Raw genomic sequence first — 14,873 nt, 5'->3', positions numbered from 1 at the left:
CATAGCGGAGCGTATCCAAACGTTCCACGGAGTTCGGAATGAGAAGTCTTATTTATATTGAGCGATTATTTAACCGCTTTAGCGATTTCCTCGGATGGTTGTCCAGCATCCTGTTTATTTTGTTGTTGGTGAATGTGGTTTACGACGTTGTGATGCGATATGTATTCAACGATGTATCCATTGCATTCCAAGAAATGGAATGGCATCTATTCTCCGCCGTATTTCTGCTTGGTGTGCCTTACGCGATTAAGTCTGGTGGCCATGTTCGCGTTGACATTTTCTATGAACGCTTATCATACAAAGCACAATCCATCATCGACATCATAGGCACGCTATTTTTCTTATTCCCTTTTTGCCTACTGGTGGCTTGGTTTGGTGTCGATTTCGCCAAAGAAAGTTACGCGCTAGGCGAGACGTCTGGTGACCCAGGCGGATTGCCATATCGTTGGATCATCAAGGCGATGATTCCGCTGTCATTTTTCTTTATGGCAGTCAGTGGCATTGGACTGCTGCTGCATTCGATCAACAAGATTGTTAACCCTCATCTTATCTATGCCGGTAATAACGGTAAGTCGTAAAAGGAAGTCATTATGATCGGTATAGTGATGTTTTTTGTCGCGCTCTTTGCGCTTTTATTAGGATTCCCCGTTGCCTTTACTTTTGGCGGTATTGCACTGATTTTTGGTGTTTGGGCTGAAGGCATCGAGATGTTTGCTTTCATGCCATATCGTATTCAATCCATTATGGAAAATACGGTGCTAATGGCCGTACCATTGTTTGTCTTCATGGGACTAGTACTTCAGAAGACGAAGCTTGCAGAGCAACTGCTTGAGTCAATGGGACGTCTGTTCGGCGGCGTCCGTGGTGGTATTGCTATTTCGACAGTATTAGTTGGCGCATTACTTGCTGCGTCAACGGGCGTAGTCGGCGCATCGGTTGTTGCGATGGGGTTGATCTCACTTCCTGTGATGCTTAAATACAATTACGACAAAGGCTTGGCGTGCGGGACTATTTGTGCGTCTGGTACCTTGGGACAAATTATCCCGCCTTCTATCGTGTTGATCTTGTTAGGGGATGTACTCGGCGTTCCGGTCGGGGACTTATTCCAAGCTGCAATCTGGCCCGGTATCACGCTCGTCGGCGCCTATGTTATCTACATTCTTATTTACGCGAAGTTGAATCCTCAAGCAGCGCAGTCGATAGAGCGCGATGAGTCGATCAGTCGAAAGCAAGAAGTGTTCACCGCGCTGAAAGCCGTTTTACCGCCACTAGCACTGATCATTGTGGTATTGGGCTCCATCTTTGCAGGGATTGCAACGCCAACAGAGTCAGCGGCTCTGGGTGGTGCTGGTGCGATAGTTCTGTCGTTACTGTATAAGCAGTTTAGTTGGTCGATGATTTATGATGCATCGAAAGAAACCGTTAAAGTAACCGCAATGGTCTTTGCTATTTTGCTAGGTGCAACCGCCTTCTCAATGGCATTTACCTACACTGGCGGTGATTATCTAGTCGAAGAGTGGATGTTAGAATTGCCTGGAGAAAAGTGGGGCTTCCTCATCATTACCATGGTGGTGATTCTGATTTTAGGCTTCTTTATCGACTTCGTTGAAATCTGCTTTATCATCGTGCCAATTATTGCGCCGGTCGCTGAGTTGATGGGTATCAACATGACGTGGTTTGCGATTCTTATCGCAATGAACTTACAGACATCATTCCTAACACCGCCATTTGGTTTTAGTTTGTTCTATCTAAAAGGCGTCGCACCAGCAGGTGTCACTACGCGAGATATTTACAAAGGTGTGATGCCGTTTATCGCGATTCAAATTGTCGTGTTGGCTTCTTTGCTGTTTTTCCCAGGCTTTTATGGCATGAGTTGATCACTCGATAATAAAAGAGATTTTGTGAACTGAGAGTTTTTACCTTTTGAGACAAGTTGTTAAGCTGCTATTTATGTCTAGGCGGACGAAGTCGAGTTATTTGTGCTGCTAAGATAGTGAGCTGTAAAGCAGCGTTTCATGGAGGAAAGGGATGCCTCTCAAAGCAAAGTTAATTCTGCTGACATTGATACCCGTGGTATTGGTGTCAGCGAGTATCAGTTGGATTTCTATCTATCAAACCAAGACTCTTGGCAAAAGGGAGGTAGAGATCTTTCATCAAAACCTGATCCAATCAAAAGAGGCGGCGTTGAAAGATACGGTCGACGTCGCCTTTGACTCCATTTCTTATATCTACAACGATCCAACCTTAGAAGAGAGCGTTGCTAAAACACGCGTGAAAGCGATTTTAAACCGTTTAAGCTACGGAGCAGACGGCTACTTTTTCGCTTACGATAAATACGGTACCAACCTTGTACATCCTGTTCTTCCAGAGCTAGTCGGGGAGAACTTACTCTATCTTGAAGACGAGAATGGCGATCGTCTAATTGAAGCTTTGTTGTATCAAGCTCAATCAGGTGGTGGGTTTCATCAATACCTGTGGCAAAAGCCATCTACGGGTGAGGTCGTCCCAAAGCTTAGCTACGCCGCATGGCTCGATAAGTGGGAATGGATGATAGGGACAGGGCTCTATATTGAGGACGTCAGCCAAGAAGTCGCCAATATGCGCGCTGCGGTGAACAAAAATATTGAAACGACTTTTTTCTCGGTCGTCGTGATCTTAGCGGTGACCGTTGCTGTAATTATCGTTCTCACTTTAGCGATCAATCTGCATGAACACCGTCTTGCCGATAAAAACCTTAAAGAGTTGGCACATAAAACCGTCATGTTTCAAGAGGATGAGAAAAAGCATCTAGCGAGAGAGTTGCATGATGGAATCAACCAGTTGTTAGTTTCTAGTAAATGTCATTTGGATTTAATGAGTCATAGACTGGAAGACGAAAAACTCAAATCCCACTTAGATAAATCGCAACGCTCATTGGTCACCGCGATAAATGAAGTAAGGCATATTTCTCATCAACTTCGCCCTAGCGCCCTCGATGATATCGGCTTAGAGGCGGCACTGACCACTTTACTGCAAGACTTTCACTCTCACTCTGGGATTGATATCGAGAGTAATTTTGATACTCAGCAGTACAAACTGACGTCGGAAGTCGCGACGACCTTGTATCGTGTTGCTCAAGAGTCTTTGAACAACATCGAAAAACACGCAAGAGCGAAAAAAGTGACGGTTACTTTGCAAAAAATGGGCAATATGCTGCAATTACTCATACGTGACGACGGTGTTGGCTTTGTGGTTAACCAAGCAGTGCACCAACAAGGGATTGGATTAAGGAACATGCAAGAGCGTGTAGAGTTCATTGGTGGTGAGTTTGAACTGATGAGTGAGCTTGGTTTAGGAACAGAGATTACCGTGCTGCTTAATTTGGATGAATTAGTTTATGGATAAACCGATTAGTGTGGTGATTGTTGATGATCATCAAGTGGTCTTAGATGGCTTCATGGCTCGCTTGGAGTTAGAGTCTGACATTGAAGTGGTCGGTACGGCAAGCAATGGGCTGGAAGCGATAGAAGTCGCAAAGCACCTTCAGCCTGATGTTATCTTGATGGACATTAGCATGCCGATAATGAACGGTATTGAAGCGACTGGGGTAATTAAAGAAGAGCGACCAGAGAGCAAAATACTTATGCTGACCATGCATGATAACCGCGAATACATCATGAAAGTCATGCAAGCTGGCGCAGTAGGGTACATGCTCAAGGAAATCTCGGCCGAGAAAATGGTGCAAGCAATAAAAACGGTAAATCAAGGTTCAACGTATTTCTGCGAGTCTGTCACACAAACGCTTTTTACCCAAGAGGTGGTGCCAGCCACTCAAAAAACGAATCCACTCAGCCGAAGGGAAGAGGCGGTGCTTAAATTAGTCGCTCAAGGAAACAGCAGTAAGAAAATAGCCACACTACTTAACATTAGCTACCGAACAGTAGAGACGCATCGCCACAACATTAAGCACAAGTTGGATTTACATTCGACGGCGGAGCTAGCGAAATATGCGTTTGAAACAGGGTTAACGGAGTAGGAGAGTAGTGCCCGCAAAAAGCGAGCACGTGAGAGCGAAATTAATCGACTTTTGTAATGCTGCCAAGCTCTAGCATTGGAGCGACATCGATATCCTCTGCATTCATCATTGTTGAGATGCGCTGAACGGAAGATAGCAGCAGAGACTGCTCCCATTCTTCCAATTTTTGGAATCGATTAATGAAGTGTTCCTGCAATGGCGTTGGTGCTTGCTTTAAGGCTTCTTGGCCTTTGCTCGTAAGTACAGCATGCACTTTACGCTTGTCTTGAACACTGCGTTGACGCTCAACAAACTGGCCTCGTTCTAGTCTATCTAGAATGGTCGTTGCGGTCGCTTGGCTCATGTTAGTGTGGCTAGACAACTGTTTAATCGTTACGTTATCTAACTCATTGATAGCACGCATCAAAATCAACTGTGGAGCGGTCAATCCAGACTCTTTGCTCAGCTTTTTAGAATGTAAATCAATAGCGCGGATGATCTGACGAATCGAGACCAATACTTCTTCGTACTTTTCCAATTTATTCATCCAGTCTGTAGGGAACATTTATCGAGGCGACACTAACTTAAATGCGCCCTTATTTAAAGGGGTGGAATCAAAAATTACCACTACAATTTTAAGTAGTGTCTCCAATTTCATTTTGTCGCGTCGTGTAGACAAAATAAGAAGACCTAAAATTATTATAGCAATAAATGTTTGTGGTCTAACTATTGCGCTAGTGGTTTATCCTTTTAAAGGCGGAAATTGCTGAGTGAAAAGTAAGTTATTGGATTTTTTCATAGCAAAAAGATAGACAAAAACGTGTCAAATGATAGGATCTTGCGCCTTCACGGAATGTAAAACGTATCGTGTTCGAAAGATTTTTTTGTTTGGTACGTAAAAACAGTACAAAAATAGAGAGGAACGATGACAAAGGGTATAGATAAGTACAGTATCGATAGTACCGACTATACGGTAGGTCAAGACAACGTTCAAAAATGGGGTTTTGATGTTCATAACCCAGTTTTTGGTATTAGTGCAGGTTTAATTGCGCTATTTCTTGTCGCTGCATTAGTTCTAGATGCACATACCGCAAAGACGGCACTTGATGGGCTGAAATGGAAGATCATTGGTTCATTCGATTGGTTGTTCATTATTGCAGGTAATATTTTCGTTATTTTCTGTTTGGCACTTATCGTTTCGCCAATGGGTAAAATCCGCCTAGGTGGTAAAGACGCTGTTGCCGATTACTCGTTCATGTCATGGCTTGCAATGCTATTTGCGGCTGGTATGGGTATCGGTTTAATGTTCTGGAGTGTCGCAGAACCTGTCGCTTACTTCACTGGTTGGTATGAAACGCCACTCGGTGTTGAAGCAAATACACCAGAAGCAGCGAGATTGGCACTGGGTGCGACGATGTTCCACTGGGGTCTTCACCCATGGGCAATTTACGGTGTTGTAGCACTTTCTTTAGCATTCTTTGCCTACAACAAAGGATTACCGCTGTCTATGCGCTCGATCTTCTACCCACTTCTGGGTGATCGCGCGTGGGGCTGGGCTGGTCATATCGTGGATATCTTGGCCGTTCTTGCGACCTTGTTTGGTCTTGCAACGTCACTGGGCTTAGGTGCACAACAAGCGGCAAGTGGTATTCATCACGTATTTGGTGTTGAGCCAGGCCTGGGCCTACAAATCGTTGTCATTACCGTTGTAACTTTGCTTGCTGTTGTTTCAGTCGTACGTGGTATTGATGGTGGCGTTAAGGTCATTAGTAACATCAACATGGTTGTGGCGTTCTTGCTACTGATTCTTGTTGGTCTTATCGGTTGGGCGGCGAGTCTAGGTTCGATTCCAACCACACTTATGGCATACGTAGAGAATATTATTCCGCTAAGTAACCCGTTTGGTCGTACAGATGAAGCATGGTTCCAAGGCTGGACAGTATTCTACTGGGCTTGGTGGATTTCATGGTCACCATTCGTAGGTATGTTCATTGCGCGTGTTTCTCGCGGTCGTACCGTTCGCGAATTCATTACAGCCGTTCTATTGGTTCCAACCGCTGTTACTGTTGTTTGGATGTCAGTATTTGGTGGTCTAGCGATCGAGCAAGTTGTTGATAAAGTAGGTGAGTTGGGCACGAATGGTTTGACTGACGTTTCACTTGCTATGTTCCAAATGTTCGATGTTCTTCCATTTGGTAGCATGCTTTCAATCATTGCTGTTGTGTTGGTACTTGTGTTCTTCATCACGTCTTCTGACTCTGGTTCACTTGTTATCGACAGCATCACAGCGGGCGGTAAAGTCGACGCTCCTGTACTTCAACGTGTTTTCTGGGCATTTATGGAAGGTGCAATTGCGGTTGCTCTACTGTGGATTGGTGGCTCAGAAGCGGTTCAAGCGCTTCAGGCAGGTGCAATTTCTACAGCACTACCGTTTACCTTCATTCTGCTTGCAATGTGTGTGAGCTTATTGATGGGTATGAGAACAGAACGTCAATAACTCAGGCATTTTATAAATCTGTCTGAGTAACAAGTAATCAAAAGGCCAGCATTTTGCTGGCTTTTTTTGTGCGGTTTTTATGACGGTGAGACAAAAAAATGACACATGAAAGTTCATATTTTACAAAGAGTTAATGTGCTATTTTGTTTTTTAAAAATTAGTGAATAGTCGTGAAAAAGTGTGTAATATTCACACACCTTAACTGTTCTCCCAACTCAAAAACTATAAATATGAAATTATCATTAAAACAAAAGCTTATTGGCGCAAGCCTCTCTGCTGTTGTTGTGATGGCAACAGCACTTACTTGGTTGTCGGCTGGTCAATTATTTGATCAGACTCGTTCAGGTGTCTATTCACGTGCGCAAAGTCTAAGTACTACTGCGTCAGAAGGAATTTCTGATTGGGTCAATATCCGTAAAGATATTGCTACCGCATTCAACGATTACTCGACAGAGCAAGACGTTGTCCCTTTCCTACAACAAGCTCGCAAGGCTGGTGGCTTTGATGACATCTTCCTTGGTACACCAAACGGTGATATGTATCGCTCTCACCCTGAGCGTAACCGTGCTGATTACGACCCTCGTACTCGCCCTTGGTACAAAGATGCTAACGCCGCAGGTAAGCAGATCATCACAGCTGCATATCAAGATGCAATCACTAACGCGCTGCTTGTAACCATTGCTGAGCCAGTAATGAAAAATGGTCAGTTTGTTGGTGTTGTTGGTGCAGATGTACTGATCGATCAGCTTATCAGCGACGTGATTAACCTAGATGCAGGTGAAAATGCGCATGCGATGTTAATCGATATGAATGAAGGTACGTTCCTAGCGCATCCAGATAAAAGCTTAACGCTTAAGCCTATCACCAGTGTTCTAAAAGACTTTTCAGAAGAGGCAATCGAGCGCGCTGCAGATGAAGGTCGTATCGAAGATACAGTAATCAAAGGCAAAGAGAAGCTTTACTACTTTAATAAAGTCCCTGGCACGCATTGGATGTTCGCGATTGAAATGGATCGCGCAACGGAAGAAGCAGGGCATGCGGTATTGCTACGTGACCTATTGATCACTGCAGTGATGATCACCATTGTGGTTATTCTTGCGGTATCTTGGTTGGTTGGTTTCTTGTTCCGTGACTTGAGCCGCGTATCAAATGCACTTGAGGAAATTGCATCTGGTGAAGGTGACTTAACGCAACGACTAGAACCACGCAGTGATGATGAAGTAGGTAAACTGGCTGAAAACTTCAACCGCTTTGTTGGCAACATGCACACGATGGTGACCAAGCTTAGCCACGTATCATCTGCGCTTTCAGAGCAAGCACGCACGACGGCACAGCAAGCTGAAGAGCGTAGTCAGCGTATCTCTTACCAGCAAGATGAAATCAACATGGTGGCGACGGCTGTGAACGAAATGGCTGCAGCGACACAAGAAATTGCAGGTAATGCAGATAGCACGGCAAGTAACTCAGAGGAAGCGGTTCAAGCTTGTTCACACGGTTCTAGCCAAGTGACTCAGACGCAAGGTTCTATCCAGAACTTGGCGCAAGAAGTTCAAGTTGCCACTGATGTGATTCAAGAGCTAGAAGCACACGGAAATAGCATCAATACGATTCTATCAACGATTCAAGGTATTGCTGAGCAAACTAACCTACTTGCACTTAACGCGGCAATTGAAGCAGCACGTGCAGGTGAACAAGGCCGTGGCTTTGCTGTGGTTGCGGATGAAGTTCGCGTATTGAGCCAACGCACTCATGCTTCAACGCAAGAGATTCAAGAAACTATCGAGATGTTACAGGGCACAACAGCGAAAGCGGTTGGCATCATGGGTGATAGCCGTCGTCTGGCTGACACCAGTGTTGATGATGCAAACGCGGCTGCAGCGAGCTTGACGCAAATCCATACTGCTGTTGAGCGCATCAGTGACATGGCAACGCAGATTGCATCGGCGGCAGAAGAGCAAGCATCGGTAACAACCGAGATCACTCGTAATACTGAAGGCATTCGTGACGTTTCTAACGAGCTGTCGGTAGAAGCTCATCAAGCAGCAGAACAAGCTGCCCACCTATCTGAGCTTTCACACGAATTAGAGCAAGAGATTCAACGCTTTAAGCTGTAATCGGATACCGACCTAAATAAAAAGGAGCCATTTGGCTCCTTTTTTGATCGCTTATTAAGCTAGCAAGACGTTATAGCCAGAACTCACTGATCGGTTGGTCTTCGCTATAATGATGGGCGATTTGCGCTTGTAGCAGTTCTGCCGTAGCAATTGCATCGGTTAATGCATGGTGAGGGGTATAGTCTGGCAGACCATAACGGCGTCGAGATTGCGCTAGCCGAACCGATTCTGGCTTTTTCCCTTTTAAACGCTCCCAGAGTGAGCCAGAGCGTTTCTGTTGAATGGTTTCTTCAAGATGCAGCGTATCTATCACTGGAAACTCAATTCCTTCCCCTAATCGGCTTTTGAGTGCTTTATCCAGAAATTCTCTCTCGATACGACGATAATGCACAACAATGATTTTTCCGCTTAAGCATGGTAGTAGCTCGCTTAAGATGTCACCCAAGTCAGGTGCATCGATCAATTCACTGTGAGTAATACCATGTATGATTACCGAGTCTTCATCGAGTGCTCGCTGCGGGCGAACTTTCCAATGACGCGAATTGCGCAAAAAAATCCGCTTCAAGTTAAACGGCACTAAACCAATGGTAATGATGTCATGTTTTTCGGGGTTCAACCCCGTCGTTTCGAAATCTAGCGCGACGAACTCCACCTCAGACAGGGGGGTCTCTGGTGCCGGTGGTTTATTGCTATAAAACGCAATTAAATTCTCATCTTTAGCCATCTCCAACTTTTGTTCAAATTTCGTTGGCCACTGAATGGTTGGCTTCTGAAAGAGCTTTTTGATCATGTTCAACCTCACTTAAAGCTCTTATTCGCTTGGTAGCGGAATTTAAGGAAGTTCTGACCATTGCTTAGGATTTGGAAAGCATCTTTTAGGTTGCGACGTTCAAATTCAGAGAGATTTTCTGGTTCGATATTGTTATCTGGGTCAATGCCTAATTCCACGTCCGTCGCTTGGTGACGAATACGCACCATGGAAATAAACTCTAGTGCGTCTTTTAAGTCTTGTGCACGACCTTTTGGCAAAATGCCAGCATCAATGATGTCGTCGAGACGCTCAAACGAGTTCTGTGCGCGTGAGCCAACCGCCAGAGAGTGAACGCGAATTAAGTCGACCAGAGGAGCCGTACCACGACGTTTGAGGTTGATGGAGTTGTTGTGTCTGCCATCTTTCTCCATCACAAAGTCTTTAAAGAAGCCAAGTGGCGGCGTTCGGTTAAGTGCGTTACGAGCCAGACAGGCTAAGAAGCGATTGTTTTTACGCGCACGACGAACAATAAAGCTGGTTAATTGTTCTGCCCATTTTAAGCGACCGTAAACGCCATCCAAATCGAAAAAGATAGACGCGTTGAGTAGCGCTTTCGGGTTCGGGTTATCAATCCAGTCAGCGAAGCACTCTTCCCACTCTGAACGAGTCATGCGCCATAATGGGTTGGTTGCCATAATATCGCCCGTACAATACTTGTAGCCACAGGCATCTAATCCATCACTGACGTATTTCGCTAAAGCTTCGAAGTACTTGCCATGTTTCTCTTCTTGGTAGGTCTCATCTAGAATGATGGCGTTATCTTGGTCAGTCACCAACAGTTGCTCATCACGTCCCATTGAGCCAAGTGCAAGGAAACAATAAGGAATTGGTGGTGGGCCAAGCTCTTCTTCGGCCATTTCTAACAGACGCTGTTTGAAGCTTCGACCAATCACGGACATCGCACTGCCCACCATGTGTGAGTTGGCATCTTCGTTGACCAGGCGTACAAAGCTGCTTTTTACTTCTTCAGCAACAACTGCCAAATCTTCGATGGTCTGTTGTTGGAAAATGCTGCTCACCAATAAGAGCGAGTTTTGTGATTCATAACGAACAATGTCGGTTGTTTCGATAATACCAATAGGCAATTGGTTTTTAACCACAGGCAGATGGTGCACGTTGTAACGCAGCATGGTTAACATTGCTTCATAGATGTAGGCATTGTGATCAAGAGACATGACTTCAGTGGTCATCACACTTGATACATCGTCCTGTGGAGACAAGCCTTCGGCTAACACACGGGTACACAAGTCACGGTCAGTAATAATACCAAGTACCGGAGACTGTGGGTCATCTTCGTCACGAACGAAATCTGGATCGACGATAAGTAGAGCAGATACGTTGTCATTCGCCATCTGCTGCGCGGCTTGCTGGATTGTTTGACCACGATCAATCGTATGAGCATCGCCAGTCAGCAAGGTTTTCACTTTCGATGTCGTCAGGTCATTGGCATCTTTGTTTTCTGAAATGGCTTGGCGTAAACGAGCACTATTTTCCACTTCGACAAAGTCTGCAAAGGAATCAAAGTTGTCGTATATCTCTTGGAAAACGTCACCAGGAATACAGTAGAGCAGAGTATCTTCAATGGCTTTTACCGGAAAGCGTACTTTGTTGTTGGTTAGCATTCCCATCTGGCCAAATAGGTCACCTTCATCAAGACGGTTATAAAGCTCTCCTTTGCGTCGATAAACTTCTACGACCCCGCTTCGCACCACGTAGAGATCTTGGATATAGTCTCCAAAATGGATGATTGGGGTATCTTCTCGGTAGTACGAGATCTCGACGCTCTCTGTCACCTTGTTTAGTGTTTCTTCAGGGAGTTCATTGAACGGGGGGTACTTGGCGAGAAAGTTATAAATCTCGAGAAGTTCTGCATCCATCGAAGGTGCCTTTTAGTTCGCAAATAATAAAGTAATCTTAACTTAGTTTTAAAACAGAGTCTTATCTGAACCTTGATTTTCGTGCTCAGTCATAAGATTCTGACATATCGCACGATAAGGAATCGGCATTTCTACTACTATATAGTCACTTAAAAGGTGAGCGGAGGTGGTCGATATATTTTGGGCCAATGCTTGATTTAGAGGCATAGCAGATTTCAAATCGTTACCGCGTCTGTAAACTAAGTTATTTTTGTTGAACTAAGCCACTCAAGGTGATTTGGGGGCAGTGTTTAAATAATTCTCATGAAAGGAAGTCGAATGGTGAGAAGTTTATTGCTTGTGTCTTTAGCTGCTTTGCCAGCAGTAACTAGCGCAGCGGTCATGGACCAAGCAGAAAAATTTGGGTATGAACACATTCACCTGGATGTGGGTGCCGGAACCACAAATGAAGAGTGGTTAGATAATTCGAACGCGACCACAATTGGACTCGGTGGTAATTACTTATTTACTGAGAACTGGTTGTTTAATGTCGATTACTCGGCGCAGTTTTTCCATCCGGACGACTTTACTCTTCGCATTGACCGTTTGTTGTTTGGTGGTGGTTATCGTTATGGGATTACGGATCAATTCGATATCTACGGTAAATATGGAATAGGTGCAATCAAAGCGAAAGCGACGGACGACAAAACGGATAATACGTTATCTTCAGATAGCGAATTGCTTCAAGCCGTCACCGTTGGGGTGAATTACTTATTCAGTGAACAACTTATTGCGACGGCCGAGGTGGAAGTTAACCGCAGTGATATCGTCGATGAGAACAATTTTAAGATAGGTTTTAACTACCAATGGCATGATGTTATTGGTACCGGTCTTTTTTATCAGTTTAGAGATACCGATTACAGCGGTGAGAGCTCTGATTATGTCAATGAAGTGGGACTGAGTTTGAAGTTTGTCTACTAGCGGACTGGTTCATTTATTGGCAATAAATAAAAAAGGTCAGCTTATGCTGACCTTTCCTTTTAATAAAGTATGCGACTATCGATTATAAAACCGCTGCAATGCCTTTACACAGAGGGCCCATATTTGACTTCGTCATACCAGCAACACTGATTCGGCCTGAACCGACGATGTAAATACCGAACTCTTCTTTCAGACGGTTTACTTGCTCTTTAGATAGGCCAGAGAAAGAGAACATACCATTTTGACGTTCGATGAAGCTAAAGTCTGCGTCCACACCTTCTGATTTTAGTGTCGCTACAAATAGTTCACGCATGTCTTGGATACGGTCACGCATTTCTGCTACTTCAGCTTCCCACTCCGCACGCATTTCGGCGTTGCCAAGAATGTGAGTCACGACCGCGCTGCCGTGCGCAGGTGGGTTAGAGTAGATAGAGCGAATAATGGCTTTAACTTGCGAAAATGCGGTTGTTGCGACTTCTTCTGATTCTGCTACTAACGTGAAGGCACCAACGCGTTCGTTGTATAGGCCAAAGTTTTTCGAGAACGAGCTCGCGACTAGGATTTCTTTGTTGTACTTAGCAAAAGTACGAAGACCTGCAGCATCCTCTTCCACGCCTTTAGCAAAGCCTTGGTATGCGAAGTCAAATAGAGGAAGCAATTTCTTCTCTGCGACTAGTTTCGCCAATGTTTCCCATTCTTCAGCAGTTGGGTCGATACCTGTAGGGTTGTGGCAGCAGCCGTGTAGAAGCACGATGTCACCTTCAGATGCAGATTGCAGATCGTTTAGCATTGCATCGAAGTCTTTGTCTTTTGTTTCAGCGTTGTAGTAGCTGTATTGTGCCGTTTCGATACCAGCGGCAGTAAATACGCCGTTGTGGTTTGCCCAAGTAGGATTGCTGATCCAGATTTTTACATCGCCAAGTTGGCGTTTAATGAACTCACCAGCAACACGTAATGCACCAGTACCACCTGGAGCTTGAGCTGTTTTAGCGCGTTTTTCGTTTACAATTTCTGCATTAGAGCCGAAAAGCAGTTTTTGTACTGCAATGCCGTACTCAGCTGTGCCTTCGATAGTTAGGTAAGATTTGGTTTTTTCAGTTTCAACAAGTGCTGCTTCAGCTTTCTTTACTGTTGCAAGAACGGGGGTTTCGCCTTGCTCGTTTTTGTAAATACCTACGCCAAGGTTAATTTTGTCTTCGCGAGTATCTTTTTTAAACTCTTCAGTAAGGCCAAGAATAGGGTCAGCCGGAGCGGCAACTACTTTTTCAAACATAATCTTCATCCATGTTAATCGAAGGGGTGTGCTAACATTTATACCTTTCAGCAATATTGGTTACAACCGTTACTGAAAAGAAAACCTAAAAAAGTTGCGATTTGAAACAGAATTCTAACATAACTAAAGTTTTTGCCATGAAAACGTTTGGTAGGCACAGAGTTTGAAGGGGATTTATACCATGGTTGATGAAGTTTTGTTCACGTACCAATCGTTTGACTTCAGTGCTTTGCGTTAGTGATTTACGTGGAGTGGCGGTTACTAGTTGAGACAAAAACGCCCCACTAAAGTTGGAGCGTTTGCTTGTAAGAAGTATAGAGGCCGATTGATGTTATTTCTTCAGATCGATTTCAGACTCAACCGCATTGGTTTCGATGTCTGGGTTAGAAGAAAGCTTCTCAGTCGCCCAGTCGTTCATATGCTTTAAGATTGCTTTTAACGCGTGCTTCTCTGTTGGGACTTCCGCTTTTTCGACGTCAAGCTTTTGTTTCGGGTGTGTGCCCGTCGCATCTTCCGCTACGTGTAGCCAATCTGGGTGCCAATAATAAGGTTGGCCGGAAGGTGAACTCCAAGAATGTACGCCGTTGGATTCACCTTTGTATTTAATGTCTTCTTCGTTGTATTTCGCCATTATTGTTTTCTCTCATAATCCATGAGTTGAGGTGTGCATCACCATTACTATCTAAATGTAACAGATGTAATGAAAATTAATGTGATAACTATCGACTTATTTTGTCATTCGATAGCTACAGACGATGCGTACTTCTCATTCAGAAGAATTTATTATTTGGCAGGTTTTGGCTTTATCTGCGTTTAAAGCATACGACGATGGATTCGCCTGCCTAACGCTATTCTTGAACGGTGATAGAGCCTAAACTACTCGTCATTCAAGTGTTTGAGAATCGCCGCTTTTGCATGCTCTTCTGTCGCTGCTTCTCCGTCAGGGACTTCAAGGTCAGCCTTTTTGTGTTCACCCATAGCATCTTCAGCGATATGCAACCAATCAGGATGCCAGTAATAAGGGGTTGTGCCGCCAGGATGGTCCCAGCTATGTACACCTTTATGTTTCCCGCGATAAGAGAGATCGTCCATTGTAAATACTTTCATCGCTTCCTCCCGGCTTAAAAGATAGATGTCTAAGTGGATTTAACACTCTCAGTCCCGTGAAATGCCTTGCTTTTCAGACAAGGCAAAGATTTAAAACCACTCGGACGTATCAGTAAAAGTATGGAACATAAATTCTCACTTCGTCGTCGAAATTGCTATAAACAAGCTTGATAAATTACGTTGCTAAATTGACTACTGCCATATCAGAATGCTGGCGCGAAGTATGCTATGGTGCGGCTG

Annotated in this window: 13 protein-coding genes; 7 read left to right on the top strand and 6 right to left on the bottom strand. The window is 44.5% G+C overall.

Features of this window, described 5'->3' with window-relative positions; genetic code table 11:
* Positions 1 to 38 precede the first annotated feature (38 nt).
* From NDJ01_RS00170 to NDJ01_RS00155, 4 genes are all read left to right on the top strand, one after another.
* On the top strand, positions 39 to 578 hold the full coding sequence (locus NDJ01_RS00170) for a TRAP transporter small permease subunit (RefSeq protein ID WP_047009966.1): 540 nt from the start codon (positions 39 to 41) through the stop codon (positions 576 to 578).
* A 12-nt stretch (positions 579 to 590) separates the two neighbouring features.
* Complete coding sequence (locus tag NDJ01_RS00165) at positions 591 to 1,877, top strand: TRAP transporter large permease subunit (protein WP_170891591.1); 1,287 nt, start codon at positions 591 to 593, stop codon at positions 1,875 to 1,877.
* A 151-nt stretch (positions 1,878 to 2,028) separates the two neighbouring features.
* Positions 2,029 to 3,384 carry a cache domain-containing protein gene (locus NDJ01_RS00160; protein WP_005394729.1) on the top strand — a complete coding sequence of 452 codons (1,356 nt, stop codon included), beginning with the start codon at positions 2,029 to 2,031 and terminating at the stop codon, positions 3,382 to 3,384.
* Positions 3,377 to 4,015 carry a response regulator transcription factor gene (locus NDJ01_RS00155; RefSeq protein ID WP_257888995.1) on the top strand — a complete coding sequence of 213 codons (639 nt, stop codon included), beginning with the start codon at positions 3,377 to 3,379 and terminating at the stop codon, positions 4,013 to 4,015. Before NDJ01_RS00160 ends, NDJ01_RS00155 begins: the two co-directional genes overlap by 8 nt.
* A 40-nt stretch (positions 4,016 to 4,055) precedes the next feature.
* Here the strand turns inward: NDJ01_RS00155 and NDJ01_RS00150 are convergent, their stop codons facing one another.
* Positions 4,056 to 4,532, bottom strand: a complete 477-nt coding sequence (locus tag NDJ01_RS00150; protein WP_031780419.1) for a MarR family winged helix-turn-helix transcriptional regulator — start codon at positions 4,530 to 4,532, stop codon at positions 4,056 to 4,058.
* Positions 4,533 to 4,919: 387 nt separating this feature from the next.
* Between NDJ01_RS00150 and NDJ01_RS00145 the strand changes: the two genes are divergently transcribed.
* Positions 4,920 to 6,491, top strand: a complete 1,572-nt coding sequence (locus tag NDJ01_RS00145; protein WP_005394723.1) for a BCCT family transporter — start codon at positions 4,920 to 4,922, stop codon at positions 6,489 to 6,491.
* Positions 6,492 to 6,721: 230 nt separating this feature from the next.
* The gene (locus tag NDJ01_RS00140) at positions 6,722 to 8,605 is read left to right on the top strand and encodes a methyl-accepting chemotaxis protein (protein WP_012841645.1); all 1,884 of its coding nucleotides are present in this window, start codon (positions 6,722 to 6,724) and stop codon (positions 8,603 to 8,605) included.
* 70 nt (positions 8,606 to 8,675) lie between these two features.
* Here the strand turns inward: NDJ01_RS00140 and NDJ01_RS00135 are convergent, their stop codons facing one another.
* Together NDJ01_RS00135 and NDJ01_RS00130 are read right to left on the bottom strand one after the other, a co-directional pair.
* Positions 8,676 to 9,395, bottom strand: a complete 720-nt coding sequence (locus NDJ01_RS00135; protein WP_080936826.1) for a 3'-5' exonuclease — start codon at positions 9,393 to 9,395, stop codon at positions 8,676 to 8,678.
* An 8-nt stretch (positions 9,396 to 9,403) separates the two neighbouring features.
* Positions 9,404 to 11,293: a DUF294 nucleotidyltransferase-like domain-containing protein gene (locus tag NDJ01_RS00130; RefSeq protein ID WP_005396868.1), complete on the bottom strand. Its 1,890-nt coding sequence runs from the start codon at positions 11,291 to 11,293 to the stop codon at positions 9,404 to 9,406.
* Between the two features lie 318 nt (positions 11,294 to 11,611).
* On the opposite strand from NDJ01_RS00130, the gene NDJ01_RS00125 reads away from it, so the two are divergent.
* Positions 11,612 to 12,253 carry a porin family protein gene (locus NDJ01_RS00125; protein WP_258586046.1) on the top strand — a complete coding sequence of 214 codons (642 nt, stop codon included), beginning with the start codon at positions 11,612 to 11,614 and terminating at the stop codon, positions 12,251 to 12,253.
* An 82-nt stretch (positions 12,254 to 12,335) separates the two neighbouring features.
* Here the strand turns inward: NDJ01_RS00125 and NDJ01_RS00120 are convergent, their stop codons facing one another.
* The 3 genes from NDJ01_RS00120 to NDJ01_RS00110 form a co-directional block, all read right to left on the bottom strand.
* Positions 12,336 to 13,526 carry an amino acid aminotransferase gene (locus tag NDJ01_RS00120; RefSeq protein ID WP_258586045.1) on the bottom strand — a complete coding sequence of 397 codons (1,191 nt, stop codon included), beginning with the start codon at positions 13,524 to 13,526 and terminating at the stop codon, positions 12,336 to 12,338.
* A gap of 331 nt (positions 13,527 to 13,857) precedes the next feature.
* Positions 13,858 to 14,157 carry a hypothetical protein gene (locus NDJ01_RS00115; protein WP_074191498.1) on the bottom strand — a complete coding sequence of 100 codons (300 nt, stop codon included), beginning with the start codon at positions 14,155 to 14,157 and terminating at the stop codon, positions 13,858 to 13,860.
* A gap of 245 nt (positions 14,158 to 14,402) precedes the next feature.
* Positions 14,403 to 14,633 carry a hypothetical protein gene (locus NDJ01_RS00110; protein ID WP_065646582.1) on the bottom strand — a complete coding sequence of 77 codons (231 nt, stop codon included), beginning with the start codon at positions 14,631 to 14,633 and terminating at the stop codon, positions 14,403 to 14,405.
* Positions 14,634 to 14,873 lie beyond the last annotated feature (240 nt).

The sequence above is a fragment of the Vibrio sp. HS-50-1 genome, assembly GCF_024747315.1.
GTDB classification, from domain to species: domain Bacteria; phylum Pseudomonadota; class Gammaproteobacteria; order Enterobacterales; family Vibrionaceae; genus Vibrio; species Vibrio diabolicus.
Note: the sequence above shows the minus strand (reverse complement) of the source record. Positions and strands in the feature narration are given on the sequence as shown.

Excerpts from the sequence above, each read along its gene's own strand:
- NDJ01_RS00135 (WP_080936826.1), bottom strand. The coding sequence starts at position 9,395 with ATGATCAAAAAGCTCTTTCAGAAGCCAACCATTCAGTGGCCAACGAAA.
- NDJ01_RS00110 (WP_065646582.1), bottom strand. The coding sequence starts at position 14,633 with ATGAAAGTATTTACAATGGACGATCTCTCTTATCGCGGGAAACATAAA.
- NDJ01_RS00145 (WP_005394723.1), top strand. The coding sequence starts at position 4,920 with ATGACAAAGGGTATAGATAAGTACAGTATCGATAGTACCGACTATACG.
- NDJ01_RS00120 (WP_258586045.1), bottom strand. The coding sequence starts at position 13,526 with ATGTTTGAAAAAGTAGTTGCCGCTCCGGCTGACCCTATTCTTGGCCTT.
- NDJ01_RS00165 (WP_170891591.1), top strand. The coding sequence starts at position 591 with ATGATCGGTATAGTGATGTTTTTTGTCGCGCTCTTTGCGCTTTTATTA.
- NDJ01_RS00115 (WP_074191498.1), bottom strand. The coding sequence starts at position 14,157 with ATGGCGAAATACAACGAAGAAGACATTAAATACAAAGGTGAATCCAAC.
- NDJ01_RS00155 (WP_257888995.1), top strand. The coding sequence starts at position 3,377 with ATGGATAAACCGATTAGTGTGGTGATTGTTGATGATCATCAAGTGGTC.
- NDJ01_RS00170 (WP_047009966.1), top strand. The coding sequence starts at position 39 with ATGAGAAGTCTTATTTATATTGAGCGATTATTTAACCGCTTTAGCGAT.
- NDJ01_RS00130 (WP_005396868.1), bottom strand. The coding sequence starts at position 11,293 with ATGGATGCAGAACTTCTCGAGATTTATAACTTTCTCGCCAAGTACCCC.
- NDJ01_RS00125 (WP_258586046.1), top strand. The coding sequence starts at position 11,612 with ATGGTGAGAAGTTTATTGCTTGTGTCTTTAGCTGCTTTGCCAGCAGTA.
- NDJ01_RS00160 (WP_005394729.1), top strand. The coding sequence starts at position 2,029 with ATGCCTCTCAAAGCAAAGTTAATTCTGCTGACATTGATACCCGTGGTA.
- NDJ01_RS00140 (WP_012841645.1), top strand. The coding sequence starts at position 6,722 with ATGAAATTATCATTAAAACAAAAGCTTATTGGCGCAAGCCTCTCTGCT.